At 70.2% G+C, this 26,499-nt stretch carries 11 protein-coding genes; 4 read left to right on the plus strand and 7 right to left on the minus strand.

Translation table 11 applies throughout. The features are described from left to right. Positions 1 to 61: 61 nt before the first annotated feature. The 5 genes from ACWDRR_RS01205 to ACWDRR_RS01225 all read right to left on the minus strand — a co-directional run bounded on the left by ACWDRR_RS01205 (position 62) and on the right by ACWDRR_RS01225 (position 7,890). Entirely contained in the window at positions 62 to 3,112 is a 3,051-nt protein-coding gene (locus ACWDRR_RS01205) for an alpha-mannosidase (RefSeq protein WP_449770073.1), read from the minus strand. Positions 3,113 to 3,191: 79 nt separating this feature from the next. Further along, positions 3,192 to 4,505 carry a glycoside hydrolase 5 family protein gene (locus tag ACWDRR_RS01210; RefSeq protein ID WP_449770074.1) on the minus strand — a complete coding sequence of 438 codons (1,314 nt, stop codon included), beginning with the start codon at positions 4,503 to 4,505 and terminating at the stop codon, positions 3,192 to 3,194. A 67-nt stretch (positions 4,506 to 4,572) separates the two neighbouring features. Continuing rightward, positions 4,573 to 5,475, minus strand: a complete 903-nt coding sequence (locus ACWDRR_RS01215) for a carbohydrate ABC transporter permease (RefSeq protein WP_449770075.1) — start codon at positions 5,473 to 5,475, stop codon at positions 4,573 to 4,575. A 4-nt stretch (positions 5,476 to 5,479) separates the two neighbouring features. Beyond that, the gene (locus ACWDRR_RS01220) at positions 5,480 to 6,352 is read right to left on the minus strand and encodes a carbohydrate ABC transporter permease (RefSeq protein ID WP_449770076.1); all 873 of its coding nucleotides are present in this window, start codon (positions 6,350 to 6,352) and stop codon (positions 5,480 to 5,482) included. A 251-nt stretch (positions 6,353 to 6,603) separates the two neighbouring features. Continuing rightward, on the minus strand, positions 6,604 to 7,890 hold the full coding sequence (locus ACWDRR_RS01225; RefSeq protein WP_449770077.1) for an ABC transporter substrate-binding protein: 1,287 nt from the start codon (positions 7,888 to 7,890) through the stop codon (positions 6,604 to 6,606). Positions 7,891 to 8,022: 132 nt separating this feature from the next. Between ACWDRR_RS01225 and ACWDRR_RS01230 the strand changes: the two genes are divergently transcribed. The 4 genes from ACWDRR_RS01230 (at position 8,023) to ACWDRR_RS01245 (ending at position 16,946) form a co-directional block, all read left to right on the plus strand. Further along, positions 8,023 to 9,099, plus strand: a complete 1,077-nt coding sequence (locus ACWDRR_RS01230; RefSeq protein ID WP_449770078.1) for a LacI family DNA-binding transcriptional regulator — start codon at positions 8,023 to 8,025, stop codon at positions 9,097 to 9,099. Between the two features lie 424 nt (positions 9,100 to 9,523). Then, the gene (locus ACWDRR_RS01235) at positions 9,524 to 11,965 is read left to right on the plus strand and encodes an endo-beta-N-acetylglucosaminidase (protein ID WP_449770079.1); all 2,442 of its coding nucleotides are present in this window, start codon (positions 9,524 to 9,526) and stop codon (positions 11,963 to 11,965) included. A gap of 32 nt (positions 11,966 to 11,997) precedes the next feature. Next, a complete protein-coding gene (locus ACWDRR_RS01240; RefSeq protein ID WP_449770080.1) occupies positions 11,998 to 16,236 on the plus strand; it encodes a glycoside hydrolase family 38 N-terminal domain-containing protein in 4,239 nt (1,412 codons plus the stop codon). Then, positions 16,233 to 16,946 (plus strand): DUF7158 domain-containing protein, encoded by a 714-nt coding sequence (locus tag ACWDRR_RS01245; RefSeq protein ID WP_449770081.1) that lies wholly within the window; start codon positions 16,233 to 16,235, stop codon positions 16,944 to 16,946. The genes ACWDRR_RS01240 and ACWDRR_RS01245 overlap by 4 nt, the downstream gene beginning before the upstream one ends. A 1,747-nt stretch (positions 16,947 to 18,693) precedes the next feature. Here ACWDRR_RS01245 and ACWDRR_RS01250 read toward each other — a convergent pair. Then, positions 18,694 to 18,981: a hypothetical protein gene (locus tag ACWDRR_RS01250; RefSeq protein WP_449770082.1), complete on the minus strand. Its 288-nt coding sequence runs from the start codon at positions 18,979 to 18,981 to the stop codon at positions 18,694 to 18,696. A 48-nt stretch (positions 18,982 to 19,029) separates the two neighbouring features. Further along, positions 19,030 to 26,190 carry a polymorphic toxin-type HINT domain-containing protein gene (locus tag ACWDRR_RS01255; RefSeq protein ID WP_449770083.1) on the minus strand — a complete coding sequence of 2,387 codons (7,161 nt, stop codon included), beginning with the start codon at positions 26,188 to 26,190 and terminating at the stop codon, positions 19,030 to 19,032. Positions 26,191 to 26,499: the final 309 nt, after the last annotated feature.

Here is a 26,499-nt window from a genome sequence, read left to right on the forward strand (position 1 = left end):
CTCCAGAACCGGGGGACGGGCCCCCGCCCGGGCGGGCGGGGGCAACGGACAGGGTAGGCCGTCAGCCGGCCGCGGCCGTCAGGCGCAGCGTGACCAGCTCGAACGGGCGCAGCGCCAGCTCGACGCCGTCACCGCTCACCTCCACCGATCCGCGGGTGCCGTCCCACGGCCGCTCCAGCAGGTCGCAGGGCACCGCCCCGGCCAGCGGGAACGAGGTGGTGAGCCGGCCCCGGGCGCGGCCGCCGTTGGCCTCGTAGACGCGGACCACGACGTCCCCGCTGCCGTCGTCGGCCAGCTTGACGGCGCTGACCACCAGGGCGTCCTGGTCCAGCTCCACCAGCGGCCGGACCGCCTCGGCGGTGCCGGTCACCCGCCGCTCGGGCAGGCTGATCAGGTAGCCCTCGCGGACGGCGTCGGCGATCCCGGCGCCCGGCACCAGCGCGTGCCGGAACCGGTGCAGGCCCTGGTCGGTCTCCGGGTCGGGGAAGCGCGGCGCGCGCAGCAGCGAGAACCGCACCGTGGTGGTGGTGCCGCCGTCCGCCGGGCGCACCGTGCGGGTGACGTCGTGGCCGTAGGTGGAGGCGGTGACCAGCGCGACGCCCCAGCCCGGCTCGTCCAGGTGGACGAAGCGGTGGTTGCAGGCCTCGAACTTGGCCGCCTCCCAGCTGGTGTTGGTGTGGGTGGGCCGGTACAGGTGGCCGAACTGCGTCTCGGCGGCGTACCGCTCGGTGTGCACGTCCAGCGGGAAGGCCGCCTTGAGGAACTTCTCCGTCTCGTGCCAGTCCACCTCGGTGTCGATGTCCAGCCGCCCGGCGCCCGCGCGCAGGGTCAGCGTCTGGACCACCGTGGACGAGCCGAAGGAGCGCGCCACCCGGACGGCCACCGCGTCCGGCGCGTCGAGCGCGACCGTCACCGCGTCCGCCGCGGTCAGGTCGGTGACGGTGTTGCGGTAGAACTGGTCGACGTCCCAGGCGTCCCACATGTTCGGGAAGTCCGGGTGCAGCTGGAGCAGGTTGGCCCGGGCACCGGGGGCCACCGTCTCGCGGCCGGAGGCGAGGTCCACCACCGAGACCACCAGGCCGTCGCCGTCCACCGTGACGGACAGCAGCCCGTTGCCGAGCACGAAGCCGCCCCCGTCGCGGGCGGCGACCGCGCAGCCGTCCGCCCGCGCCGCCGAGGCGGGCGCCGCGCCGCCGGCGGGCGCCGCCGAGCGGGCGTGCGGGGCGCCGTTGAACACCAGCTCGCGCCCGCCCGCCGCGTCCCCGGCCAGGGCCTGCTGCGCCCGGCCGATCAGCGCCTCCAGCTCCTCGCCGAGCGCCGCGTACGTCGCCTCGGCCTCGCGGTGCACCCAGGCGATCGACGAGCCGGGCAGGATGTCGTGGAACTGGTGCAGCAGCACCGTCTTCCAGATCCGGTCCAGCTCCTGGTACGGGTACGCCAGGCCGGTGCGCTGCGCGGCGGTGGCGCACCACAGCTCGGCCTCGCGCAGCAGGTTCTCGCTGCGGCGGTTGCCCTGCTTGGTCCTGGCCTGGCTGGTCAGGGTGGCGCGGTGCAGCTCCAGGTACAGCTCGCCGACCCAGACCGGCGGGTTCGGGTACTCGGCCTGCGCCTTCTCGAAGAACTCGGCCGGCCGCTCCCAGCGGACCGTCGCCGACCCCTCCAGGTCCCGTAGGCGGGCCGCCTTGGCGATCATCTCGCGGGTGGTGCCGCCGCCGCCGTCGCCCCAGCCGGTCGGGGCGATCGAGTGCCGGGCCACGCCCTTGTCCTTGAAGTTCCGCGCGGCGTGCGCGATCTCCTTGCCCTTCATCGAGCAGTTGTAGGTGTCCACGGGCGGGAAGTGGGTGAAGATCCGCGTCCCGTCGATGCCCTCCCAGAGGAAGGTGTGGTGCGGGAACGTGTTGACCTGGCTCCACGAGATCTTCTGGGTCAGCAGCCACTTGGAGCCCGCGTTGCGGATGATCTGCGGCAGTCCGCCGGTGAAGCCGAAGGTGTCCGGCAGCCAGGCCTCCTGGTTCTCGACCCCGAACTCCTCCAGGAAGAACCGCTTGCCGTGCACGAACTGCCGGGCCATCGCCTCCGAGCCCGGCATGTTGGTGTCGGACTCCACCCACATGCCGCCGGCCGGCACGAACCGGCCGTCGGCGACGGCCTTCTTGACCCGCGCGTACACCTCGGGCCGGTGCTCCTTGATCCAGGCGTACTGCTGCGCCTGCGACATGGTGTAGACGAAGTCCGGCTCGTCCTCCAGCAGCGCCGTCATGTTGGCGGTGGTGCGGGCGACCTTGCGGACGGTCTCGCGCAGCGGCCAGAGCCAGGCCGAGTCGATGTGCGCGTGGCCGACCGCGCTGATCCGGTGCGCGGACGGCACGGCGGGCGCGGCCAGCACACCGGCCAGCTGCTCCCGGGCCGCGGCGGCGGTGCCGTTGACGTCCTGGAGGTCGACGGTGTCCAGCGCCCGCTCGACGGCGCGCAGCACGTCCCAGCGGCGGGCGCCGTCGACCGGCAGCTCCGCCATCAGCTCGCCCAGCACCTCCAGGTCCATGACGAGCTGCCAGACCGTCTCGTCGAAGACCGCGAGGTCCATCCGGGTCAGCTTGTACTGCGGCCGGTCGCCGGCGGTCTCCCGGTCACCCAACTCGGTCGGCAGGAAGGGGTGGTAGTCGAGGATGACCGGGTTGGCGGCGGCCTCGACGTGCAGCAGCACCTGCTCGCCGCCGGCCGCGGGGGCGGCGATCCGCACCCACTGGTTCTGCGGGTTGAGGCCCTTCACCGGGCTGCCGTCCGGGCGGTAGACCAGGCCCTCGCACTGGAAGCCGGGCATGTTGGCGTCGAAGCCGAGGTCGATCAGGGCCTCGACGGTCCGCCCGGCCCACGCCTCGGGCACCGTGCCCGCGACGGTGATCCAGCTGGTGCTCCACGGCGCGCCCCAGGCGTCGCCGACGGCGACCGGGCTGCGCGGCGCGGCCAGGCCCTCGGCGACCGGGACGGGCTCGCCGGGCGCGGTCCAGATCGAGACCTCCAGCGGGACGGACTCCGGGTAGAGCGCCGGGCGGATGCGCTCCTCCAGGACGCGCTTGAGGCGGGACTCGACCAGGCTGCGGTCATCGTGCATGTCAGCAGGCTCCGTTGCGTGACTGAGGGGTGGTGTCGGGGAGTCGGGTGCGGCTTTCGGCAGGTCGGGAGTCGGGGCGTCAGCGTACGTCGTCGGGGCGGACGACCTCGGTGATGCCCCGGGCGGCCAGGTGGGCCCGGTCCTCGGCGCGCTCGGCGAGCACCGCGGTCGGCCGGGCGCCGGCCTCGGCGAGGCGCATGAACGCCTCGAAGACGGCGCCGCCGGGGCCGCAGACCGAGCGCTTGGGCGAGGTGACGTCGTCACCGGTGGCGACCACCACGGCGGTGGTGCGCGGCCGGGGCGGCCGCCAGCCGGTGCGCAGCTCCCCGACGGCGGCGGCGAGCCGGGCGCCGGCCGGCTTGACCCGGCGGTCGGTGGTGAGCAGGCCGAGGCTGTACTCCAGCTCGGGGAAGTCGGCCAGCGAGCGGTCGACGTCGTGCGAGCACCACCAGGTGACGCCCCAGAGGTCGGGGCAGTCCAGCACGGCCGCCACGGTGTCGCCGGTGAACCGGGCGGCGTCCTCGGCGGTGATGTGCGGGGCCGGCGCGCCGACCTCCTGCAGCCAGACCGGGCGGTGCGGGTCGCCCGCCCAGGCCTTGGAGAGCTCGACCAGGTAGGCGGCGTGCTGCGCGGTGGCGGTGGAGTGCGCGCCGTAGCGCTGGGCGGTGCCGTTGAACACCCAGGAGTGCACGGCGGTGGCGGCGCCGATCCGGGCCGAGTGCCAGGGGGTGAACGGGTGCTCGTCCAGGTACCAGGCGGCGTCGTAGGAGGCGTGCAGGTTGAGCCGGCCGGGCGCGCCCTCCTCGCAGGCGGCGAGCATCCGGCGCAGCCAGGCGTCGACCTGCTCGGGGGTGGCCCGGTCCGGGTCGGGGTGCGGGTCGCCGGAGAACTGGTTGACCTCGTTGCCGACCGTCATGCCGAGGAAGTTGGACCGGCCGTGCAGGGCGGCGGCCAGGGTGTGCAGGTAGACGGCCTGGCCGTCGACCACGTCCGGGTCGGTGAAGAGGTTGCGGCGGTGCCAGGTCTGGGTCCACGAGGGCTGGAAGTCGAAGCTCGACAGGTGGCCCTGGAGGCCGTCCACCGCGACGTCCAGACCGCGCTCGCCGGCCGCGTCCACCAGTTCGGTCAGCTGCTCGACGGCGCGCGGGCGGATCAGCGTGCGGTTCGGCTGGAAGACGGGCCAGAGCGGGAAGACCCGGACGTGGTCCAGGCCGAGCGCGGCGATCGAGTCGAGGTCGGCGCGGACGGCGTCGAGGTCGAAGTCGAGCCAGTGGTGGAACCAGCCGGCGCTGGGCGTGTAGTTGACGCCGAAGCGCGGGGCGGCGGGGGCCTGCGTACGGCCCGGTGTGCGGTCCGTCGTGCGGTCCGTCGTGCTGTCCTGGGCGGCGGTCATGCGCGGTGGGCTTCCTCGGTGGGTGCGGCCGTCGCTGGTCCGGCGACGGGTCGGGCGGATGGCGTGGCTACCCCTTGACGGCTCCCTCCTCGACGCCCTTGAAGAAGAAGCGCTGGCAGACGCCGAACACCACGACGATCGGCAGGAAGGCGATCATCGTGCCGGCCGCGATCAGCCGGGGGTTGGCGCTGAACGTGCCGTTGAGGTACTGGAGTCCGACGGTGAGCGTGTACTTCTGCGGGTCGTTGAGCACGATCAGCGGCCAGAGGAAGTCGTCCCAGGCGCCGATGAAGGTGAAGATGACGATCACGCTGAGCATGCCGCGCACGTTCGGCAGGCCGACGTGCCACAGGCGTTGCCAGACGGTGGCGCCGTCCACCAGGGCGGCCTGGTCGAGTTCGGGCGGGACGGCCGCGAACGCGGTCCGCATCAGCAGCACGTTGAGCATCGCGATCGCGCCGGGCAGCGCGACGCCCGTCAGCGAGTCGGCCAGGCCGAGGCTGCGGACCGTCACGTACTGGGAGACGATGGTGACCTCGCCGGGCAGGATCAGCGTGGCCAGGAAGAGGCCGAAGACCAGCCGGGCGCCGCGGAAGCGCAGCTTGGCCAGGGCGTAGCCGGCCAGGGTGGTGCCGACCACGTTGCCGAAGATCGCGATGGAGGCGACGATCAGCGAGTTCGCCGCGTACGTCCAGACCGGGATGGTGTCGGCGACCTTGCCGTAGTTGGCGAAGGTGAGGTCCTCGGGGAGGAAGCTCGGGCTGCGGGTGAAGACGTCCTCGCCCGGTCCCTTGAGCGAGGTGGAGAGCTGCCAGAGGAACGGGCCGATCACCAGCAGCAGCACGACCAGCAGGAGCAGGTAGTGCAGCGCGGTCCGGGCGGGGGAGGGGGTGTTGAAGCTCCGGGCGCGGCGGGTCGGGGCCGGCGTGGCGGGCGTGGTGGGCCTCGCGGGGGCGACGGTGTCGGTCACGGGGTCAGTCCGCCTTCCGGTTCAGGCGCATCAGGAGCAGCATCGGGCCGAGGGTGATGACGAACAGCAGCAGGCTGAGCGCGGAGGCGTAGCCCAGGTGGCCGGTGAAGCCGCGGCTGTACATCTGGATCAGCATCACCACCGACATGTCCCGGCCGCCGGGCCCGCCGGTGCCGTTGGAGAGCACGTACAGCTCGGAGAAGACGCGCAGTGCGGAGACCGAGATCAGCACCGAGATCAGCATCATGGTGGGCCGCACCCCGGGCAGGGTGACGTGCCAGAACCGGCGGAAGGCGCTCGCGCCGTCGACGGCGGCGGCCTCGTGCAGCTCGCGGCCGACGTTGGCCAGGGCGGACAGGTAGATCACCATGTAGTAGCCGAGGCCCTTCCAGGTGGTCAGGGCGATCGCGCTGAACAGCAGCAGCCAGCGGTCGGTCAGGAAGGACACCGGGGAGTCGGCCAGCCCGCTCTGCTGGAGCAGGCCGTTGACCAGGCCGCGGTCGTCCAGCACCCAGCCCCAGATCAGCGCCACCACGACGGCAGAGGCGATCACGGGGGTGTAGAAGGCGGTGCGGAAGAAGGTGATGCCGGGCAGTTTGCGCTGGACGAGCAGGGCGAGCAGCAGCGGCAGGAAGGTCAGCAGCGGGAGGCAGATCAGCAGGTAGACGATGCTGTTGAGCAGGGCGTCGGCCAACTGCTCGTCGCTGAAGATGCGTTCGTAGTTGGCGAGGCCGGTGAACCGGCCGCCGCCCAGGGGCTTGGCGTTGGTGAACGAGAGGATCACCGTGTTGATCGTCGGCCAGAGGTTGAAGACGACCAGCCAGATGATCGCGGGTCCGGCGAGCAGCCAGGGGGTGAACCAACGCCGGTGGGTCATGCCGAGGCCTTCCTGGGGCGGGGCGGGGCGGGGCGGGTCTGGTGGGGTCGCGTCGTGGCGGGGCGCGCGGGGGGCGGTCCGGGTGGGTGGTTCCGGGCCGGGTGGGTGGCCCCGGCGCGGGTGGGTGGCCCCGGTGCGGCGGGTCGTCGCGGGTGGACGGCCCGGCCCCGGTGGGCGGCGGCTCCTGGGGGGGTGCCGCCGCGCCACCGGTACGGGTGCGTCCGGGGGCCGGACCGCCGTTCGGGCCGGGGTCAGCCCTTGAGCAGCTGGTTGCAGCGCTCGACGGCGGTGTCCAGCGCCTGCTTGGAGCTCACGTCGCCGCTGATCGCGAGGGCTATCTGCTGCTTGATCACGGTGCTCATCGCGTCGTCGACCTGGACCGGCTGGAGGATCTTCGCCTTGGCCAGCGAGGTGAACGCGACCACCTTGGCGTCACCGGCGTTGGTGCCGTCGCTCTTGCTGAAGAACGGGTCCCCGGTGGAGGCCTTGGTGGACGGGAAGATGCTGGTCAGGTGGGCGAAGGCGGCCTGGTTCTCCGGGCTGGTGACCCAGCGGGCCAGGGCCACCGCGGCGGCCGGGTTCTTGCTGTTCCTCGGGATGGACAGGCCCTGGACGTAGAGCGGCGGCGTGCCCGTCGCGGGGGAGGAGACGATCTTCGGGGCGAGGGTCGGGTTGTCGGTGGCGACGCTGGTGATGAAGTTGGCGCCACCGGTGGTCCAGGCCGCCGTGCCGGAGTTGAAGAGCTTGGAGTTGCCGGCGTAGGTGTCGGTCAGGACGTCCTTCGGCAGCAGGCCCTCCTTGAACGCGGCGCGGTACTTGTCGAGCAGTGCGGCGGCCTCGGGGGTGTTGAAGGTGAAGGACTTGCCGTCGTCGGCCATCACCTTGACGCCGGCGTTGACGAGGTCGCCGAGGCCGGGCTTGCGGCTCATCAGGTAGGTCGAGCCGCCGGACTTCTCCTTGAACACCCTGGCCTGGGCGATCAGTCCGTCCAGATCGGCGGGAAGGGCCTTCGGGTCCAGGCCGTTCTTGGCCAGCAGCTCCGCATTCCAGTAGTTCACATCGGTGTTGAGGTACCACGGGTAGCCGTAGGTGCCGTCCTGGCCGGTGAAGCGGTAGGCGTCGATGCCGCCGGCGACGTACTCCTCGGCGAGCTTCGGGTCGGCCTTGGCGACGTCCAGCAGCAGGCCCTGCTTGGCCAGCGGGAGGGCGAAGTCCGGTGGGAGGTTGACCACGTCGGGGAGGGTGCCGGCGGCGGCCTGGCTGAGGACCTTGTCCGAGTAGCCGTCGCCGGGCTGGTCGAGCCAGTCGACCTCGACACCCGGGTACTTCTTCCGGAAGCCGTCGATCACGCCCTGCACGTAGTCGGTGAACTTCGGCTTGAGCGCCCAGGTCTGGAGCGAGACCTTGCCCTTGACGTCACCGGTGGCGGCCGCACTCGCCGCGGTGTCGTCGCTCTTGGGGTCGGAGCTCAGTCCGCAACCGGTGAGCGCGGCGGTGGTGACCGCCGCCATCGTCAGTGCCGCCCAGATTCTTCGCATGAGGGTCTCCCGGTCCAGAGGGTGGGTGGGGGATTGTGCTGACGTACAGAACCTGACTTACTAAACCGGTCTAGCTGTTGCAGGGACTATGCTCCCGCCTAAACTTGGATGTCAAGAGAGGAGTCGGATTCTGTGGGCAGACCGACCATCGCCGACATCGCGCGCCAGGCCGGGGTCTCGAAGGGCGCGGTGTCCTTCGCGCTCAACGGGCGCCCCGGGGTGAGCGAGGCGACCAGGGCCCGGATCCTCCGGGTCGCCGAGGAGATGAACTGGCGGCCGCACAGCGCCGCCCGCGCCCTGGGCGGCGCCCGGGCCGACGCGGTCGGGCTGGTGATCGCCCGCCCCGCCCGCACCATCGGCGTCGAGCCGTTCTTCAGCCAACTGCTCTCCGGCCTCCAGGCGGTGCTCTCCGCCCACGCGGTCGCGCTGCACCTGATGGTGGTCGAGGACACCGCCGCCGAGATCGAGGTCTACCGGCGCTGGGCCTCCGAGCACCGGGTCGACGGCTTCATCGTGGTCGACCTGCAGGTCCGCGACCCGCGGCTGGAGACGCTGGAGGAGCTCGCCCTGCCCGCCGTCGTGCTCGGCGGGCCCGGCAAGGGCGGCGGCCCGCTGCGGATCTGGGCCGACGACCGGGAGGCGATGCTCTCGATCGTCGACTACCTGGCCGCGATCGGGCACCGCCGGATCGCCCACCTGGCCGGCCTGCCGCACTTCCAGCACACCCAGCGCCGGATCCGCGCGCTGCGCGACGCCTCCCGGCGGCTCGACCTGGAGGAGGCGGTCTCGGTGCCGACCGACTTCAGCGACGCCGAGGGCGCCGCCGCCACCCGCGCCCTGCTCTCCCGGCCCCGGCGGCCCACCGCGATCGTCTACGACAGCGACGTCATGGCGGTGGCCGGGCTGGGGGTGGCCGGCGAGATGGGCGTCGCGGTGCCCGGGGAGCTGTCCATCGTCTCCTTCGACGACTCGGTGCTCGCCCGGATCGTCCACCCGCCGCTGACCGCGCTCAGCCGGGACACCTTCGCGCTGGGCGAGCAGGTCGCGCGGAGCCTGCTCGCGGTGATCGACGGGACCGGCCCCGGCCGGGACCTGCAGATGCCCACGCCGCGCCTGACGGTGCGCGAGTCCACCTCCCCGCCGGCCCCCGGATCACCCGCCGGGGTGGCTCTTGCGCGCACCGTTGACATGGGATCTGAACCGGTTTAGCCTCGCAGCGCCGAGCCGGGCCCGCTCGGCGCGCCACCATGGGCGGGGAGTCGGGCCGCTCCCGGCCCCGCGCCGTGCCGGCGGTACCGCCGGGGCGGTGCCCGGGGTGCGGCGCCGTGCCGCCGTGCGCTCCGGGCCGGCCCGCCCGGGTTCGGGCCGGCCGGGTTCGGTTCGCCCGGGTTCGGTTCCGGCGCCCCGCACGGCACGCCGGCCCGAAGGGCACGGCGACCCGCACCACCCGCTGCACCTCGCACCACCGGCGGCGCCCTCACCCGGCACCGCGCCGGACGAGAAGCGAACCACCGCCGCGATCAGCGCCACGCGCACCCGCACCCGCACCCGCACCACCACGCGCACATGCATCCGGACCGCCCCTCCCGGGCGGCCCCGCCCCCACCCTCCTCCGCTCGATCGGAGCCACCGCATGTCACGACGCCTCCCCCTGCTGCTGAGCGCCGCCCTCGGGGCCGCCGTCCTCGGCGCCGCCCCCACCGCCCACGCCGGCCCGCCGGCCGCCCCCGCGGCCGCCACGGCCGCACCCGGCAACCAGCCCTACGCCTCCTACTGGTACCCGAACACCATCCTGAACTGGGACCCGGCCACCGACCCGGACGCCCGCTTCAACCGCTCCCGCGTCCCGCTCCGGCCGCGCACCGGCGACCCGGCGCTCAAGGCCAACCCCAACGCCCGGGCCGGCGAGGGCAAGATCGCCTCCCTGGTCTCCTTCGGACCGACCTCCAACAACCCCTCGCAGGGCTCGGCCGACCCGAACTACTACGCCTTCGGCTACTGGCAGTACGTCGACAAGCTGGTCTTCTGGGGCGGCTCGGCCGGCGAGGGCCTGATCCTCGCCCCCAACCCGACCGTCATCGACGCCGCGCACCGCAACGGCGTCAAGGTCTACGGCACCGTCTTCTTCCCGCCCGCCGCGTACGGCGGCCAGCTCCAGTGGGTCCGCGACTTCGTCCAGAAGTCCGGCAGCCGCTACCCCGTCGCCGACAAGCTCACCCAGGCCGCCCAGTACTACGGCTTCGACGGCTGGTTCATCAACCAGGAGACCGGCGGCGGGGATTCGGCCCTGGCCGGCGAGGTCCGCAACCTCATGCAGTACACCAAGGCGCAGAGCGGCACCGAGTACATGTGGTACGACGCGATGACCGAATCCGGTTCGGTCTCCTGGCAGAACGCGCTGACCTCCGCCAACGACGCCTTCCTCCAGGACGGCGCCAAGCGCACCTCCGACTCGATGTTCCTCAACTTCAACTGGAGCGCCGGCGGCCTGGATTCGTCCCGTTCGCTGGCCCGGGGCCTCGGCCGCGACGAGTACGACCTCTACTCCGGCATCGACACCGAGGCCAACGGCTACAACACCGGCGTCGACTGGAACGCGCTCTTCCCGGCCGGCAAGCCGCACACCACCTCGCTCGGCCTCTACCGCCCCGAGTGGACGTGGAAGTCCGCCACCGACCGCGCCGACTTCTACGCCAAGGACTCCCGCTACTGGGTCGGCGCCAACAACGACCCGTCGAACACCACGACCTCGTCGAGCTGGAAGGGCCTGTCGACCTACGTCGCCGAGTCCTCGCCGATCACCGCGAAGCCCTTCGTCACCAACTTCTCCGCCGGCCAGGGCGACTTCTACAACGCGAACGGCGGCCGGGTCGCGACCGGCGGCTGGAACAACCTCTCGCTCCAGGACGTCCCGCCCACCTACCGCTGGCTGGTCTCCTCCACCGGCACGAAGCTGACCCCGTCCATCGACTTCACCGACGCCTACGAGGGCGGCTCCTCGCTGCGCCTCAGCGGCCGGCTCGACGCGGCCAACACCGTCCGGCTCTACCAGACGAAGCTGCCGGTCGCGGCGGACAGCAAGCTCTCGCTGGTGCTCAAGACGCCCGCCGCCGGCGCGACCGGCCTGAAGGCCGCGATCTCCTTCACCGACGCGCCGAGCACCTTCACCACCCTCGACCTCGGCGCCGACTCCGGCACCGGGTGGGAGCGCCACACCCTCGACCTGTCCGCCTACGCCGGCCGCACCATCGCCCAGATCGGCCTGCAGGTCGACGGGTCCAACCCCGCCTACGACGTGAGGGTCGGTCAGATAGCCGTCTACGACGGCTCGGTGGACGCGCCCGCCGCACCGAGCGGCCTCACCGTGCTCGGCGCCAGCGACGTGGTGGCCGGCTCCAGCCAGTCGCTGCGGCTCTCCTGGACGGCCTCGACCAGCGGCTCGGTGCACCACTACGAGCTGTACCGGCGCAATGCCGACGGCAGCCGCAGCTACCTCGGTGCGACCCCGTCCGACGCCTACTTCGTCAACAAGCTGGAGCGGGCCGGCACGGAGAGCAGCACCACCGTCGAGGTGGAGGCGGTCTCCACCGAGTACGGCCGCTCCACCGCCGCCACCACCACGGTCTCCTGGACGGGCACCCCGCCCGTCGGCGGCAACCTGGCGCTGAACCGCCCGGCCACCGCGTCCGGCCAGTGCAACGGCAACGAGACCCCGGCCAAGGCCGTCAACGGCACCGTGAACGGCGGCAACGGCGACAAGTGGTGCACCACCACGTCCGGCAAGTGGCTGGAGGTGGACCTCGGTTCGGCGCAGCCGCTGGGCAGGTTCGTGGTGAAGCACGCCTCGGCGGGCGGTGAGAGCGCGGCGTACAACACCCGGGACTTCACCATCCAGGTGCGCAACTCCACGACCGACGCGTGGACCACCGTCGCCACCGTCACCGGCAACACCGCCGGGACCACCACCCACCCGGTGAGCACCACGGCCCGCTACGTCCGGCTGTCCGTGACCAAGCCGACCCAGGGCACCGACCCCGCCGCCCGCATCTACGAGTTCGAGGCCTGGGGCGCGTAGCCCTCCCGCACCCTCCCGAAAGGACCCACCCCGTGCCGGTCACCATCACCGCCGTCGAAAGCACGGACCTCTTCACCGGCCCCGAGGAGGCGCCGCGCCAGCTGCTGCACGTGACCCTCGACGGCCCGTCCGCCCGGATCACCGTCACCGGCCCGGGCGTGCGCGGCGAGGCGGCCGGCACGGGGCTGGTCGAAGTCCCCCTGGAGATCACCGGCGCCGACCCCGGGGCCCGGCTGCCGGTCCTCGTGCGGGCGGAGGGCGCCGCGGCCGTCGAGGGCGTCGTCGAGGTCGCCGAACCCGGCTGGACGATGTACCTCGTCTCGCACTTCCACTACGACCCGGTCTGGTGGAACACCCAGGCCGCCTACACCTCGCCGTGGGAGCTGCTCTCCGCCGACGCGACCACCCGCCCGCTCTGGGAGCGCAACGGCTTCGCGCTCGTCGACGCGCACCTGGACCTCGCGCTGCGCGACCCGGTGTACACGTTCGTGCTCGCCGAAGTGGACTACCTGAAGCCCTACTTCGACCAGCACCCGGAGCGCCGGGAGACGCTGCGGCTGCTGCTGGAGCGCGGCCAGGTCGAGCTGGTCGGCGGCACCTACAACGAGCCCAACACCAACCTCACCGGCGCCGAGACCACCATCCGCAACATCGTCTACGGCATCGGCTACCAGCGCGACATCCTCGGCGGCGACCCGCGGACCGCCTGGCAGCTCGACGTGTTCGGCCACGACCCGCAGTTCCCCGGCCACCTCGCGGCCGCCGGTCTCACCGGCAGCGCGTGGGCGCGCGGGCCGTTCCACCAGTGGGGCCCGATCCAGAAGAACTTCCGCGAGGCCAAGGACGACGCCCGGGTGATGCAGTTCCCGAGCGAGTTCGAGTGGATCGCGCCCTCCGGCGACGGCGTGCTCACCCACTACATGCCGCACCACTACTCGGCCGGCTGGTGGATGGACTCCTCCGCCGACCTCGCCACCGCCGAGCAGGCCGTCCTCGCGCTCTACCGCAAGCTCAAGCCGGTCGGCGCGACCAAGAACCTGCTGCTGCCCGTCGGCACCGACTACACCCCGCCGAACAAGTGGGTCACCGAGATCCACCGCTCCTGGGCGCGGAAGTACCTGTGGCCGAGGTTCGTCTGCGCCACCCCGCGCGACTTCCTGGACGCGGTGCGCGCCGAGCTGGCCGCCACCGGCCGCCGGCCCAGCCCGCAGAGCCGGGACATGAACCCGGTCTACACCGGCAAGGACGTCTCCTACATCGACACCAAGCAGGCCCAGCGCGCCGCCGAGGTCGCCGCCGTCGACGCCGAGAAGCTCGCCACCCTGGCCACCGTGCAGGGGCTGGGCCGCTACCCCGGGGCGGCGCTGGACAAGGTCTGGCGCCAACTCGCCTACGGCGCCCACCACGACGCGATCACCGGTTCGGAGTCCGACCAGGTCTACCTCGACCTGCTCGGCGGCTGGCGCGAGGCGTACGACCTGGCCGCCGACGTCCGGGACCGGGCGCTGGACGCGCTCACCGGCCGGATCGACACCGCCGGCATCGGCTCGGCGGTCGTGGTCACCAACACCCTCTCCTTCGACCGCACCGACCTGGTCGCCGTCCGGCTGCCGCAGGGGCAGTCGCGGGCCGTCCTCGTCCTGGACGACACCGGCGCCGTCGTGCCGAGCACCGTCGACCGGGGCACCCTGCGGTTCCTGGCCGCCGACGTGCCCGCGCTGGGCTGGCGCAGCTGGCGGCTGCTCCCCTCCGCCGACGGGATCGAGGACACCGCCTGGTCGCTCGCCGACGGTCACACCGTCGCCAACGCCCGCTACCGCGTCACCGCCGACCCGGCCCGCGGCGGTGGGCTGACGTCCGTCCGGGACCTCCTGCACGAGCGCGAGTTGATCCAGGACGGCCGGATCGGCAACGAGCTGCGGGTCTACGAGGAGTACCCGCAGCACCCCGACTTCGGGGAGGGCCCGTGGCACCTCGTGCCCAAGGGGCCGGTGCTCGGCTCCGGCGAGCAGCCGGCCGGCGTGCGCCGCGAGACCGGCCCGCTGGGCGAGCGGCTGGTGATCGCGGGCACCGTCGACGGCATCCGCTACGAGCAGACCGTCACGCTCTGGCAGGGCGTCGACCGGGTCGACTGCCGGACCAGGGTGCTCGACTTCTCCGCCGCCGACCGCCTGCTGCGGCTGCGCTTCCCGGTCGACCTGCCCGGCGCGCTGCCGGTCAGTGAAGTGGCCGACGCGGTGGTCGGGCGCGGCTTCGCACTGCCCGACGTCGACTCCGCCGAGGCGCCCTGGACGCTCGACAACCCGGCCAACACCTGGTTCGGCCTGGGCTCCACCGCCCGGATCACGCTCACCGACCCGGCCGGCGCGCCGCTCGGCGAACGCGCCCTCGGCGTCGCCGAGGTGGTCGCCCCCGATCTCGACGCCGCCGCCGACGCCCGCGACCTGGTGGTGGCACTCGCCCGGGTCGGGGTCACCGCCACCACCTCCGGCGCCGACTGGGCCCGCTACGGCTGGCTGGACGTCGACTCCAACCTGCCGGATTTTCGGATCGTCCTCGGCGGCCCCGAAACCAACGCGGCCGCCCGGGAGTTGATCGAGCGCGCGGGCGAGGAGTACGCCACCGTGCTCAAGGCGCACGGCGCCGTCTGGGTGCCGGCGCTCACCCCGCTCGCCGAGGTCTGGCAGCCCGGCGCCGACCTGCGGGACCTGCGGGCACTGCCCGCCCTGGTCGTGACGGACCGGGCGCGGCTCGCCCGGGACCTCGCCGACGCCCGGATCACCGCCGTCTGCCCCGGGGCACTCCACGCCTCGGAGCAACTCACCGACCACACCGTCGGGTTGCTCAGCTTCGGCCTGCCCGGCTTCGCGGTCGACGCCACCGGAGCGCTGCACCTCTCCCTGATGCGCTCCTGCACCGGCTGGCCCTCCGGCGTCTGGATCGACCCGCCGCGGCGCACCCTGCCCGACGGGGCCTCCTTCCAACTCCAGCACTGGACACACGAGTTCAGCTACGCGCTGGTGGGCGGCGCGGGGGACTGGCGGGCGCAGGCGCTCCCCGCCCAGGGGCAGGAGTTCAACCACCCGCTGTACGCCCGGGTCGCACCCGCCCGGAAGGGGCCGCTGCCCGCCACCCTGTCCTGGCTGCGCGTCGAACCCGCCCGCGAGGTGCTGCTCGGCGCCCTCAAGCCGGCCGGCAACCCGATCGCGCACGGTTCGGCCGCGCCGAGCGACGGGCGGCTCACCGTCCGGCTGGTCGAGTCCACCGGCCTCGGCCGCACCGCCGTCCTCGGCGGCGCGCTCGGGCTCACCGATCTGCACCGCGCCGACCTGCTGGAGCGCCCGCTGGAGCCCATCGACGCGGACCCGGGCCTCGACCTCGCCGGCGCGCAGATCGCCACCGTGCTGGCCCGGCCGAGCGTCGTCTCCGCCGCCCTCTCCACCGCCCCGGCCGACCCGGCCGGCCCGGTGCTCGGTGCGGTCGCCGAGCCGGCCCAGCCCGTCCACGCCCGCTACTGGCTGCACAACCGGGGCCCGGCGCCGCTCGGCTACCTCCCCGTGTCGGTCGGCGCCTCGCCCGGCCTGCTGCGGACGGCCGGGTCGGGCGAGCCGGTCGAGCTGTCCGTCGCCCTCTCCTCCCAGCTGCGGGACGCCGCCGTGGAGGGGACGGCGCTGGTGCTGCCCCCCGAGGGCTGGACGGCGAGCCTCGGCGCCCGCCCCTACCGCCTGGAGCCGGGCGGACACCTCCGCTTCCCGGTCACGCTCACCCCGCCGGCGGAGGTCGAACCCGGGCTGTACTTCGCCGCCGTCCGGATCACGCACGACGGGCAGCAGATCGAGGACGTCGTCACCCTCGCCGTCGGGGACCTCCCCGACCTCCTCCCCGCCCCCGGCGAGGCCCCCGAGGACTGGACCGCCGCCCAGGGCACCAAGTCCGAGGAGGGCCGCGACACCGGCCTCACCGTGACGGTGGACGAGCGGTCGCTGCACCTCACCCCCGGCGGCCGGGCCACCCTCGCCGTCCGCCTCGCCAACCGGACCCGCGGCGAGATCCGGGGCGAGCTCCAGCTGGTCTCGCCCTGGGGCACCTGGGAGGCGGTCGGCGCCCCGGTCCGCGGCTTCAGCCTGGCGGCCGGCGCCGTGCGGACCGCCGCCTTCGAGCTCACCGCCCCCGAGGACGCCGACCCGGGCGCGTACTGGGCGCTGGCCAAGGTGATGTGGTTCGGCCGCTGCCAGTACGCGCCGGCGGTCGCCCTGGTGGTGGAGCCGTGACGGCCGAGGCGCTGGGCCTGCTCGACGGCCGCCCGCTGCCGCGCACCGAACTCGACCGCCGCCTCACCGCCCTGCGGTCCGGCCCGCGCTCCGCCGCCCTGCCGCGGCCCGGCAGCTCCGAGGACCGCCAACTCGCCCGCTGGGTGGCCCAGGTGGTGCTCACGGAGGAGCTGTGCGCCGCCGTCTGCGCCGAACGCGGGCTGACGGTGGCCGCGGACACCCCCGCCCGGCTCGACCAGCAGGCCGCCGTCGAACTCGGCTCGATCACCGCCGCCGCCTACGAGGGCAACGCGGCGGTCCGGGCGGTGTACCGGGCGGTCACGGCCGACGTCCGGCCCCGGCCGGACGAGGTCGCGCACTACCGCGCGATGACCGCCGGCCGCCCCGCCCCCGCCGTCTGGCGGCTCGCCTTCCCCGACGGCGGCAGCTGCGAGGCCGACCCGGACACCCTCCCGCTCGCCCTCGCCACCGCCCTGCGCGCCGCCGCCCCCGGCACGTGGGTCACCGCCGCCGGCTGCACCGCCGCCCGCCACGCCGACCTCCCCCCACCGCTCACCGACCCCGACCCGACCCCCGCCGTCCACGAGGCCGCCCGCCGCGCCGCCTTCGTCCGCTGGCTCGACCACGCCCGCGCCACCCGCCTCACCCTCCTCCCCGGCCTCGAACACCCCGGCGACCCGACCCAACCGGACAACCACCACCGGCACTGACGGCGGCGGCGGCCTGTGGAAGCTTCTCGGCTTGGCTTCATCGATCTGCCCTGGGAGGAACTCAAGCTGGCCGACCGTATCGCCAGCATCCGCCGCCCACATATGGCGAACTAACTACAGGGGTCCGATCACTCTCCCCGCCAAGACAATTGACTTCGAACGCCGTAGGGCTCCGCCTGCTTCTTGCCTGCGCCCGCTTTGCATCGACTGCGAATAGTAGGTTCGAGAGCGGGCTAAGGCCGGCGAGATCTGGAAGATTTGCGGTCAATTCTTCACCCGGTTGAAATGAGCGCCTCGGCCACGCCCACGTCGGCGTCGCCACTATCGCCTATGCCCACTTCTGAGCCCCATCGTCAAGTCATCGACGCCCTTAACGACGCCCTCACCTCAACTGATGAAGTCAGAACGGCTTGCCCACCATGCCCGCCGTCCACTGACGTTTCCGCCATGAAGTCCTGAACCCCCTCACCCAGGCCCCAGGGAGGGGGTTCAGTGCTTTTCGGAGTCGCAAATGCGTTGATTGGTGCGTATGTTCGCTGAGTGTCAGCACATCAGCGTATGAGCCGCCTCACCAACGGCAGCTTCTCGCAGGCATCGAGCCAACGGGAAATGGTCTTACGAAGTCTGGGATCGAGAACATGCGGTGATATCGCGCCCAATCCGCGAACGATGTTCTTCACCCTGCGCAACTCGGTTATTTCATCGATGGTCCGAGACGGCCAATTCTTCGCTGACTCCATGATCTCCTCGTAAACGGTTTCTCGATCAGTCGAAGGGTATCCGTAGCCATCCGGTCCGGGTGAAAGACTGCCTGAACGTCACTGTCGGGTGACGACCATACGCAGATACCAGGGACGCAAGTCGCATGTAACCCTTTCAGGGAGGCATTACCTGCAGCTCGATCGCTTCCTTCGTTGCTTGCGCAGCCAGCAACGAATATTCGCGCCGCGTTGACGTCAGTGGTGCACTACTGCGCAACCGAGTCAGGAAAGCCTCCAGGAGCGTCTCCCACCAGTAGAAACGATCACCCGGATTGGCTGGCTGATGGGTCAAGAGCCAGTCCCTTCGTGCTTCCTCCCCCATGGCCGCCAGGTGGAGGATGTCCTCATCGCTAGGGCCCAATAAGTTCCACGCTCCCGGGAGAGAAGTCGATCCCAGCCTGCCTGAATTTCTCGATTCCAAGATTAATGCTGCATTTGTAAGGGAGGTAGTGGCCGCTTGGTTAGAAATTCGGAGCCCGAAGAAAATTCCACCTGCGCCAGCCCCGTTGGCCTCACCTGCCGCAAGCACCGGAGCCCCTCTGGTCATGACGCTGTGTTTGATCGCATCATCGGTTGCGGGCACCACGTCGAGCACTCCGTTCGTGTCGGCAACCGATTTCACAGCACCCGAGTTGAGTGCATCTTCTCAGCCGGCCTGTCCCGGACTGACCGAACGCACACCTCGCGCTTCTGCCATCGGCAAGGTTGTATCGTCCCTCCGCGTTGTTCTTGAAGGGGGGCGCCATTGCCGTCGCAGTTATGGACAAGTACAGGAGTGCCCTCGGCGAGCGCATAGTACGTGTGGATCCCGGTCGCCGTAAGGTCGCGCGCGGTACAGGCGGTTCCCTGGTTTTCACGCCTAATGATGACGGCGGTGCTGCCGTCCGGCTGCCGAAATCGGTCGCCAACTTCGCCAGCAGATGCCGCAGAAGTCCCGTCGGGCGTAGCCGACGGGACTTCCGTCATGCAGTCAGACCAGTTCAGGATCAGTCATCGGCGGACCGATCCAAAAAAGTCTCGATAAGATTGAGAAGGTCATCGATGAGATAGATCTCAATGTCGGCTTGGATCTGATCGATACGCGTCTTGGCATCGATGATTCCTGGCACCCGGGACGAGGCGACGAGATAGCTCCAGTGAATGGGAGAGGGGCCACCTAGGATTCGATGTGACGCCCAATCTTGGAAGCCGGTCAGCGGCTCGCCGTCGAGCGCGGAATTGAAGCCCTCGATGAACGCCACCACCGTGGAAAATCGATCATCGAGTACGTACATTCGCCGACGGTTTCTGAGATGAAAGCAGAGCTCCTGCATATCCATGACTTACCCGCCATTCCAAGGAGTGAAATTGAGATATTCCCCGTATTGCCACTGCTGTCGATATTGGTCGAGCGGCATTCCTCCTGGGCCAGTGAATCCATCGAAGACGGTGTCGTCCTTGATGACGACGAAGTGTTCAGTCCAGCGACCTGTGGGGTCGTGCACCGACGGGCCGAGTGCGGGAGCTCCCAAGGAATCCTTCACGTGATGGATAACTCCGCCGATCTTATCCTGGATTATCTTGGCGCACTCCTTGCAGTTTTTCATATTGGGCATCGGCCAGCCATTCGAGCCAATCTTGCAGGCCGTTGAATCATTGTGGACCAGTACCGGCGCGCTTCCTGCCAGCACATAGTATGTGTGGAAGCCTGCGACGGTCAGGTTGTCTGCTCGCTGGGGCAGGGTGGTGTAGGTCCGGGTGTTGATGACGACTAGACTGTCACCGTTCGAGGCGTTTAGACGGTCACCCACCTTGAGCGAAGCGGCCTTGGTCCAGCGATGAGTGGTCTCGTCCCAGTACGGGTGGTGGGCGGTAGAGACCAACGCCTTGACTTCGGTTGAGCCTTGTTCGCCTCCGAATGGAGCGAGAGTCAACTCGGTGAAATTGAAGTCATCGGGAGTGACAATCTTCGCCGTGACAGCCTTGCCTGCAGTTTGACCCGTCTGTGGGTCGGTTGCCGTAACGGTGTCGCCCTCTTGAATGTCACCGATTGGCTTGGCGCTGCCATCGGCCATCAGTACGAGGGTTTCAGGTGGGAAGCTATCGCATCCCTTGGCTATTCTCTTGAGAAGAGAGGCCGCCTCCTCTGCTCCCCGGGCCGCTGAGACTGCAGAGACAACATCGGCGAACAGCTCGCCGCCCCGGTAGGAGTCTGAGGCTGTGTCGACTCCGAGCTTCCTCATGAGACTGTCGTACTTGCCCGCGATATCTGGGCTGCAGTTCTCAATCCAGCATGCTGGGCTCAAATTGGGTGCAGAGTCAATGGTCGATGGCGCCGAACGAATCATTCCGGCGATATAGTCCTTAATGCCTCCAGTCTTCTTCTTCGTGGGCTGTTTTGGACCATAGGTTCGACCCCTGTTGTCGGTATTCCATCTTCCCGCAACGAAAGCAGCCACCTCCATCTCGGCTGCGCGCTTCTTGCAGTAGTCGAATACGCAGTTGTTGGAGTAGTCGCCGACAACACCGTCGTTATCTTTGGGGACTCCTGCACAGATGCCATCGGCTCCGCCGCCGGGTGCGCCGTGCAGGCATTGCAACCCATTGGCATCGGTGTTGTCTACGGGATTGTTGTCCGCGTAGGAATACCCATTCCATTGCTGGGGGTCACTGGGGGCGAGGAGTGGGTCAGGGTTGATGAATCGGCCGGTCGTGGGGTCGTACTGGCGTGCTCCGAGGTTAGTGAGGCCGGTGGTGTCGTCCTTGCTGCCGCCTACGAATCCCTTGGTTCCGGCCCAAGCGGAGGCGCTGGGCTGAGTGCCTCGCGGGTTGCCGAAGGGATCGGCAGGACGGCGGGAGACGGGCTGGCCGGCCGTTGTGTTGATCTGGATGTTGTTGGTGCCGTGGGGGTCGGAGGCCTGGATGAGGACCTTGCCGCCGCCGACGGCCGCGGTGACCCGGGTGTAAGTGAGGCCCCCTGAGCCACCGAGGGAGCGGACGTTGCTCATCGAACCGGTAGCCGTGTCAAGGGTGAGTTCGTCGGTGGGCAGGTTGAGCGTCGTCTTGCCGGGGTTACGGCGGATGAGCTGGTTGCCGTCTGCGTCGTACAGGTAGGTGGTGGCGCCGGCCTGGCCGGTCTTGGCGAGGGAGTCGAGCTTGTCCTCGCCGTTCCAGCTCAGGGTGGTGGTACCGCCGGTGTCGGTGATGGCGGTGGTGTTGCCCTTGGCGTCGTACTGGTAGCTGACGGCCTTGGTGCCGCCGGGGCTGGTGGTGGTGGAGGTGAGGAGGGCGTGGGGCCCGCCGGTTCCGCCGCCGGTGTTGGGTGCGGGGGTGGGGGTGTTGGTGCTGTTGACGGCTCCGAAGGTCTGGGTGGTGGTGGTGTCGTTGAGGCTGTTACCGGTGATGTCGTGCTGAACGAGGCCGGTGCGGTTGCCGGTGGCGTCGTAGGTGTATGTGTTCCAGTAGGGGGCGGGACCGCCGACCGTGCGTCCGCCGGGACCGGTGATGGCGGGGCCACCCGCGTTGTTGCAGCCGCCGATGCCGGGGACGGTCGTGGAGCTGCCGGTGCCGTGAACGACTCCGGAGGAATCGGTCCAGTCTGCGGTGGTGGAGGTGCCCCCCGTGTCGGTCCAGGCGTTGGCCAGCCGGCCGAGGTGGTCATAGGTGAAGCACTGCGTGTCGGTACTGGTGGCGTCCTGAATGTCGGAGACCGAGGTGATTCGACCGGAAGGGGTGTAGGTGTAGGTGTTCTGGTCGACGGAGACGGTGCCGAGTTGCTTGTCGAGGAATGAGTTGATGACCCGGCCGGTGGCCCAATCGTATTGCTGGGTGGAGATGACCTGCTTCCCGTACTCGCCGGCCGTCGTGCGGACGGGGCGGGCGAGTGCGTCGTACTCGACCTTCGCGATGACTGCCTTGCTGAGGCTGGTGGCGGCAGTCATCAGGCCAGTGATGGTGCGGCCGTAGCTGACAGTCTCGGCCGGGAGCCCGCCGGCGGCGGGGATGCTGACCTTCTTCAGGGAGCCGATTACCGGGCTGTAGGTGTTCGTGGTCGTGTAGGTCCCGGCGAGCGACCCTTCGGCCGTAGGGATGCTGATGGAGGTGCCGAGCGGCCGGTAGGCGGTGTCGTAGGCGGTGACCGCCTTCGTGTAGGCCGCACCTGAGACGCCGCCGACGTAGCGGGTCGAGGAGGTCGGTAGCCCCTTGAGCAGCGTGTCGTAGGCCCATGACGCGAGCTGGTTCGCCGGGGCGACGCTGCCGCTGAACATGCCGGTCTTGCGGCCGAGCACGTCGTAGCTGTACGCGAGCGTGTTGCTCTTGGCGTCGATGGTGTGGTCGATGCGCGAGTTGACGTCGTAGACCGTCTGGGTCACACCCGTGTCCGGGTCAGATGCAGAGGCCTGGCGCCCGCGAAGGTCATAGCTGTAGGACCAGCGGTTTCCGCTGCTGTCGGTCCGTTGGGACGTCAGACCTGCTGCCGTGTAGGCGTAGGTGGCGATGTCAGCGTCAGCGGGGTTGCCTGTAGCAGTGGGAGTGTGGTACTGCCAGCCGGCAATGGTGCGCCCGCGGGCGTCGGTCACCACGGAGGTCGGTGAAGCCCCGGTGGGCGGGGTGATATCGGTCCGGTCGGCACCGGGGTAAGCCGTGGTAGTGGCCCACTGGAGGTTGCCGTAGGATCGGAACTCCGACCGAACGACGCGGCCGTTGCCGTCGTAGGTGTTCCACGTCTGACCGGGCACCTGACCGTCGGCAGCAGGGACGAATATCGACTCGCTGGGGAAGGATCCCTGCTCGTAGTACGGGCTGGAGGTCTTGATGGCCCAGCCGTGAGTGTCGTAGACGGTGTCGGTGATCAGGCGGCCGGTGGGTTTGGCAGCGCTGGTGCTTTGGCTCTGACGCGGCCTGCCGAGGCCGTCGAGGATGTCGATGACTGCCGAGTACGTGACGGCGTCGTCGTTGATCGACTCGGTGGTGACGGCGGACGGCCCTTTGGAGCCCTTGAGGGAGTAGGTGAACTTCCGACTCGGAAGCTCGGCTGTGGGCCGGTCCGGCGCCCATACCGCGGTGAGGCGGCCCATGGCATCGTACTGGGCCGTGGTGACGCGGTCGTTGACGTCCCTGTCGGTCAGGGGTGAGCCGCGGGCCGGGTCCAGCGTGACGGTGGTGGCCCAGCCGGCCATGGGGCCGGTGGACCGTACCTCGGTCGGGAGAACACCCGAGGACGGGGTGTAGGTCGTGGCCGTGACAGCCGGAGTGGTTGACGGGCCGTTCACCTGCGTGCCATCGCGGTCGTAGGCTGACCCGTCGGTCGTCGCGGTCGTCAGCGGCCGCCCGAAGGCGTCGAAGGTGGTGCCGCCGCCGTTCACGTATACGGGGTTTGCAGCCTGGTCGAAGTGGTCGAGGACCTGGCTGCTGGTCAGGTCACCGGTGGAGCCGGCCTGCCCGAATGGCTTTCCGTCGTAGAGGCTGCGGCTGCCACTGATGGTGTTTGCGGTCGTGGGATCGGAGCCACATGAGCTCTGGACAGAGACCTGCTCCGACACCAGGTTGAGTTGCTGAGGGTTGTCGCTGATCGCGTACTTGGTGGCGGTACAGATCTCAGGAGTGGCAGCGGTGCCGTCACCCTTGTCATTGACCTGGACAACGCGGTTGCCGCGGGATGGGTCGGTCGTGGTGGTCGCGGTAGAGGTCCGCCAGGTCCCGTCGGAAAGGCGAGACTTGGAGACCGACGCGACCTGGTTGTCCGGGTAACGGGCGTAGACCTGAGGCGCGCCGGCGTTCTGGGCATGGGTCGCGGTGACAGGCTTCCCTGCGTAGCCATCGATGGAGATCGTCTGAGCTGTGGTGCCGGAGATCGTCTGGACGGTGCCACCGGCCCTGTCATAGACCTCGGTCGCGACGACGTGGCCGTTCAGCCAGTCGCTGTCGGTGACTGTGCCGCCGAGAGGACTTGCGACCTGGACGCTGCGCCGGTCGCTGCCGTTGGCGAGGTAGTCGCCGTCCATGCCTCGCAGGTAGGTGACCGTCTGCTGGGTCTTGGGTGCCTCGCTGACGGAGCCACTACCGGTGGTGACGGTCACTGACTGGTAGCCGCGGAAGCTGTCCCAGGTCCGTGTCTTGGGGCTGGTGAACTCGGCATCATTGCGGTGCCAGGCGGCGCCGCCGCTGTACGTGTACTCGGTCGTCCTGCCGATGGCCGGACTGCTGACGAGGTCCTGCTCGGTGACGGCCCTGACGAGGGGCTTGTTGAACCAGTCGTTGACCGGATCCGGGGAGGACTGGCCGGGCAGGTACCACTTGACCGGCATGCAGGCCATCGAGTTGTCGACCTCGGAGGCGGGCATGTGGTGGTTGACGCGGGAGCACTCGGGGTCGGAGTAGAGGACGTTGATCGCGCCGCCGGTCTCGGTGTCGATCTCCTTGATGCGCGGGCGCATGAACATGTGCTCGGGCACGTCGGTGCCGTCGACGCGGTTCGGCATCATCGTGAAGCCGAACGTCACGGCGGGCAGCGTGTTGAGCGGTGCCTGACCGTTGCTCGGGACACGCTGGACGGAGTCGAGCCACAGTGTGGGTGCAGTCGCGTCGCCGGGCGGGGGGAAGCTCTGCTGCAGCTTCCAGGTGTCGACCGTGCGGTCGGCGCCGTCCACCCGGACCTGGGTGCTGATCTCGCTGAGGCGCTTGGTGGAGAAGAACGTCGGCGCGCTGTTCGCGCACGGGCTGCCGGTGCAGATCTGGTCGATCGGCACGTCGGGCCAGTCGGTCGAAGTGCGCTGGTCCTCGGCGCAGGTGGCTGCGCCGGGCTTGCACCGTTCCTCGACCTTGAACAGGACCTTGGCGGCCGGGGCGAGGCCGCCCTTGGCTGTCTTCTGCTCCTCCAGGCGCTGGCCGTAGCCGATCTCTCGCAGGTAGCCGGAGCGCTGGTAGTCGGTGAGAGTGCCATTGGCGCTGGTGGGAGCGCCGCCGCGGTTGTACTTGTTGCTCTCGGTGGCGTACTTGTACGTGGTCAGGTTGCCGTGCGGGTCGACGACGTAGTCGAGTTGCCAGCGCCAGGCCATCTGGCACCAGGAGCCCTTGTCGGAGGCAGCGCTGAAGCAGGGGTCGCCGTTGTTCGGGGAATACACCGGCGTGGTGAGGACCGAGGAGGTGGCGGGGTCGGTACCGTCGCCTTCCGGCAGGTGGTTGCGGCCGAAGTAGTACTGGATCCCGTCGGGGGTGGTGATCCGCCAGTACTCCATGCCCTGGTAGTCGACATCGCCGGCTGCCTTGGGTGCGCCGGTGAGCTGCTCGACCTTGGAGCCGTCGTCGTTCTGCAGGTGCCAGGATCCGGTGACGTCATCGCGCACGATCGTCCCGGAGCGGCCACCGAGGGCCAGGGTGGCGTTCTGTCCGCCCCAGCACTGGTCGGCCGAACCGGTGATCCCGGCTTTGTCACAGTTCTTGTAGGACCGCTCGATGAAGCCGGGCTCGTAGCTCCAGCCATCACCGATCCACGAGGACTGGGAGTTCGTGGCCGAGGTCTTGCCGTCGACCGCAGCCGAGTTGTAGCTGAGTGCCACAGTCGGGGCCGCACCGCCCAGGGAGGGCGGCACCTGGATCGGGTAGGCGTAGGTGAAGTTGCCTACGTTCGTCCCCGAACTCCACGCTGTCGACGGTGAGAGTGGCGTCGCCGTGTAGGACCCCCCACGGCCGGACGGCGCCGAGACTGCCCCGAGCACGACCGGCTCACCCGAACCGCTGGGCGCCGCAGGCGTCAGGGCAGGCGCACCGGAGGTTGTGAACGAGGCCTTCACCGTGCCGTTCTGGCCTTTACCAGGCACAGGCTGCGGGGCCGAGGCGGGGGGCAGCGTGACGTCGGTGGTCACCTTGCCGCTGCCGTCCGGCTTGGAGGGCACGGGCGTCTGGGTGCGGCATTCGGCCCGGTCCGGTGTGGTCAGCGCGCAGGCCGGAAGTGAGACGAGCACTGCGCGGTCGGACCAGCCGATTGCCTGCAATGCCTTGAGGTCGAGCGTGACGCTCGCGGAGTGCCCATCGCCCTTGACCGTCGCGTCGGCGTCGGAGACCGCTACGAGCGGCGTGCTGACACCCGCCGCCTTGCCCTTGTCCTGGCCGACCACCTGGACGGTGACGGCGTGTGCGCTCCCGCCCTCACCCGTTCCGGGCGCGACCTTGACCGCCAGGGTGCCGGCCTTGGAACCGGTCGCGCCGCCAGACGCCGGCGAGGCACCGCCGGTGGCGGAGCGGGCCGCCTGCGCTTCGGGACTGTCCGCTCCGAGGGTGACGGTCTCGGTACCGGTGACCAGTGGCACCGCCGGTTCCGGCTTCCACTCGGTCGGCTTGCTGGTTGGCTCGGCACTCGGGGGCCGAGCGTCATGACCCTTGACCGAGACGGTTCCGTTGCCCAGAGGCGTGTTCGGGGGAGTCCAGACCTCCCCCTCCGGCTCGGGGAACGTCCACGCGGCTGCGGGCGGTACGGCGACTCCCGTCATCGCCAGGGCGACCATCGTTGCCACAGCAGGGGAACGCCATCGGCCCCCAGCTGGTCTCACAGCCCGTTTACGGGCAGGCCAAAGGCCCACTGTGTCATCTCCTCGTCCATTGTCGATACAGCGGCATACAGACACAGCTGTCTCATGATCGAGGTGACGATAGGTGAGGTCGTGATTGCACCGCCAGGTCGTTTGGCCACCATGCATGTGATGTTTACAGATTCTTGATCTGACGATCCGGCGTGATCCGGACAAGTCCGTCCAAGACGGCGGTCGGGTTGACCTAACCGCAGGTCAGGCCGCATCGTTCCGACCCGAATGCTG

Source organism: Kitasatospora sp. NPDC003701, from assembly GCF_053587085.1.

What these genes read in the sequence shown, in the direction of transcription:
- ACWDRR_RS01205 (WP_449770073.1), bottom strand. Translation starts at nt 3,112, where the DNA reads ATGCACGATGACCGCAGCCTGGTCGAGTCCCGCCTCAAGCGCGTCCTG.
- ACWDRR_RS01210 (WP_449770074.1), bottom strand. Translation starts at nt 4,505, where the DNA reads ATGACCGCCGCCCAGGACAGCACGACGGACCGCACGACGGACCGCACA.
- ACWDRR_RS01220 (WP_449770076.1), bottom strand. Translation starts at nt 6,352, where the DNA reads ATGACCCACCGGCGTTGGTTCACCCCCTGGCTGCTCGCCGGACCCGCG.
- ACWDRR_RS01225 (WP_449770077.1), bottom strand. Translation starts at nt 7,890, where the DNA reads ATGCGAAGAATCTGGGCGGCACTGACGATGGCGGCGGTCACCACCGCC.
- ACWDRR_RS01235 (WP_449770079.1), top strand. Translation starts at nt 9,524, where the DNA reads ATGTCACGACGCCTCCCCCTGCTGCTGAGCGCCGCCCTCGGGGCCGCC.
- ACWDRR_RS01250 (WP_449770082.1), bottom strand. Translation starts at nt 18,981, where the DNA reads ATGTACGTACTCGATGATCGATTTTCCACGGTGGTGGCGTTCATCGAG.
- ACWDRR_RS01255 (WP_449770083.1), bottom strand. Translation starts at nt 26,190, where the DNA reads ATGGTCGCCCTGGCGATGACGGGAGTCGCCGTACCGCCCGCAGCCGCG.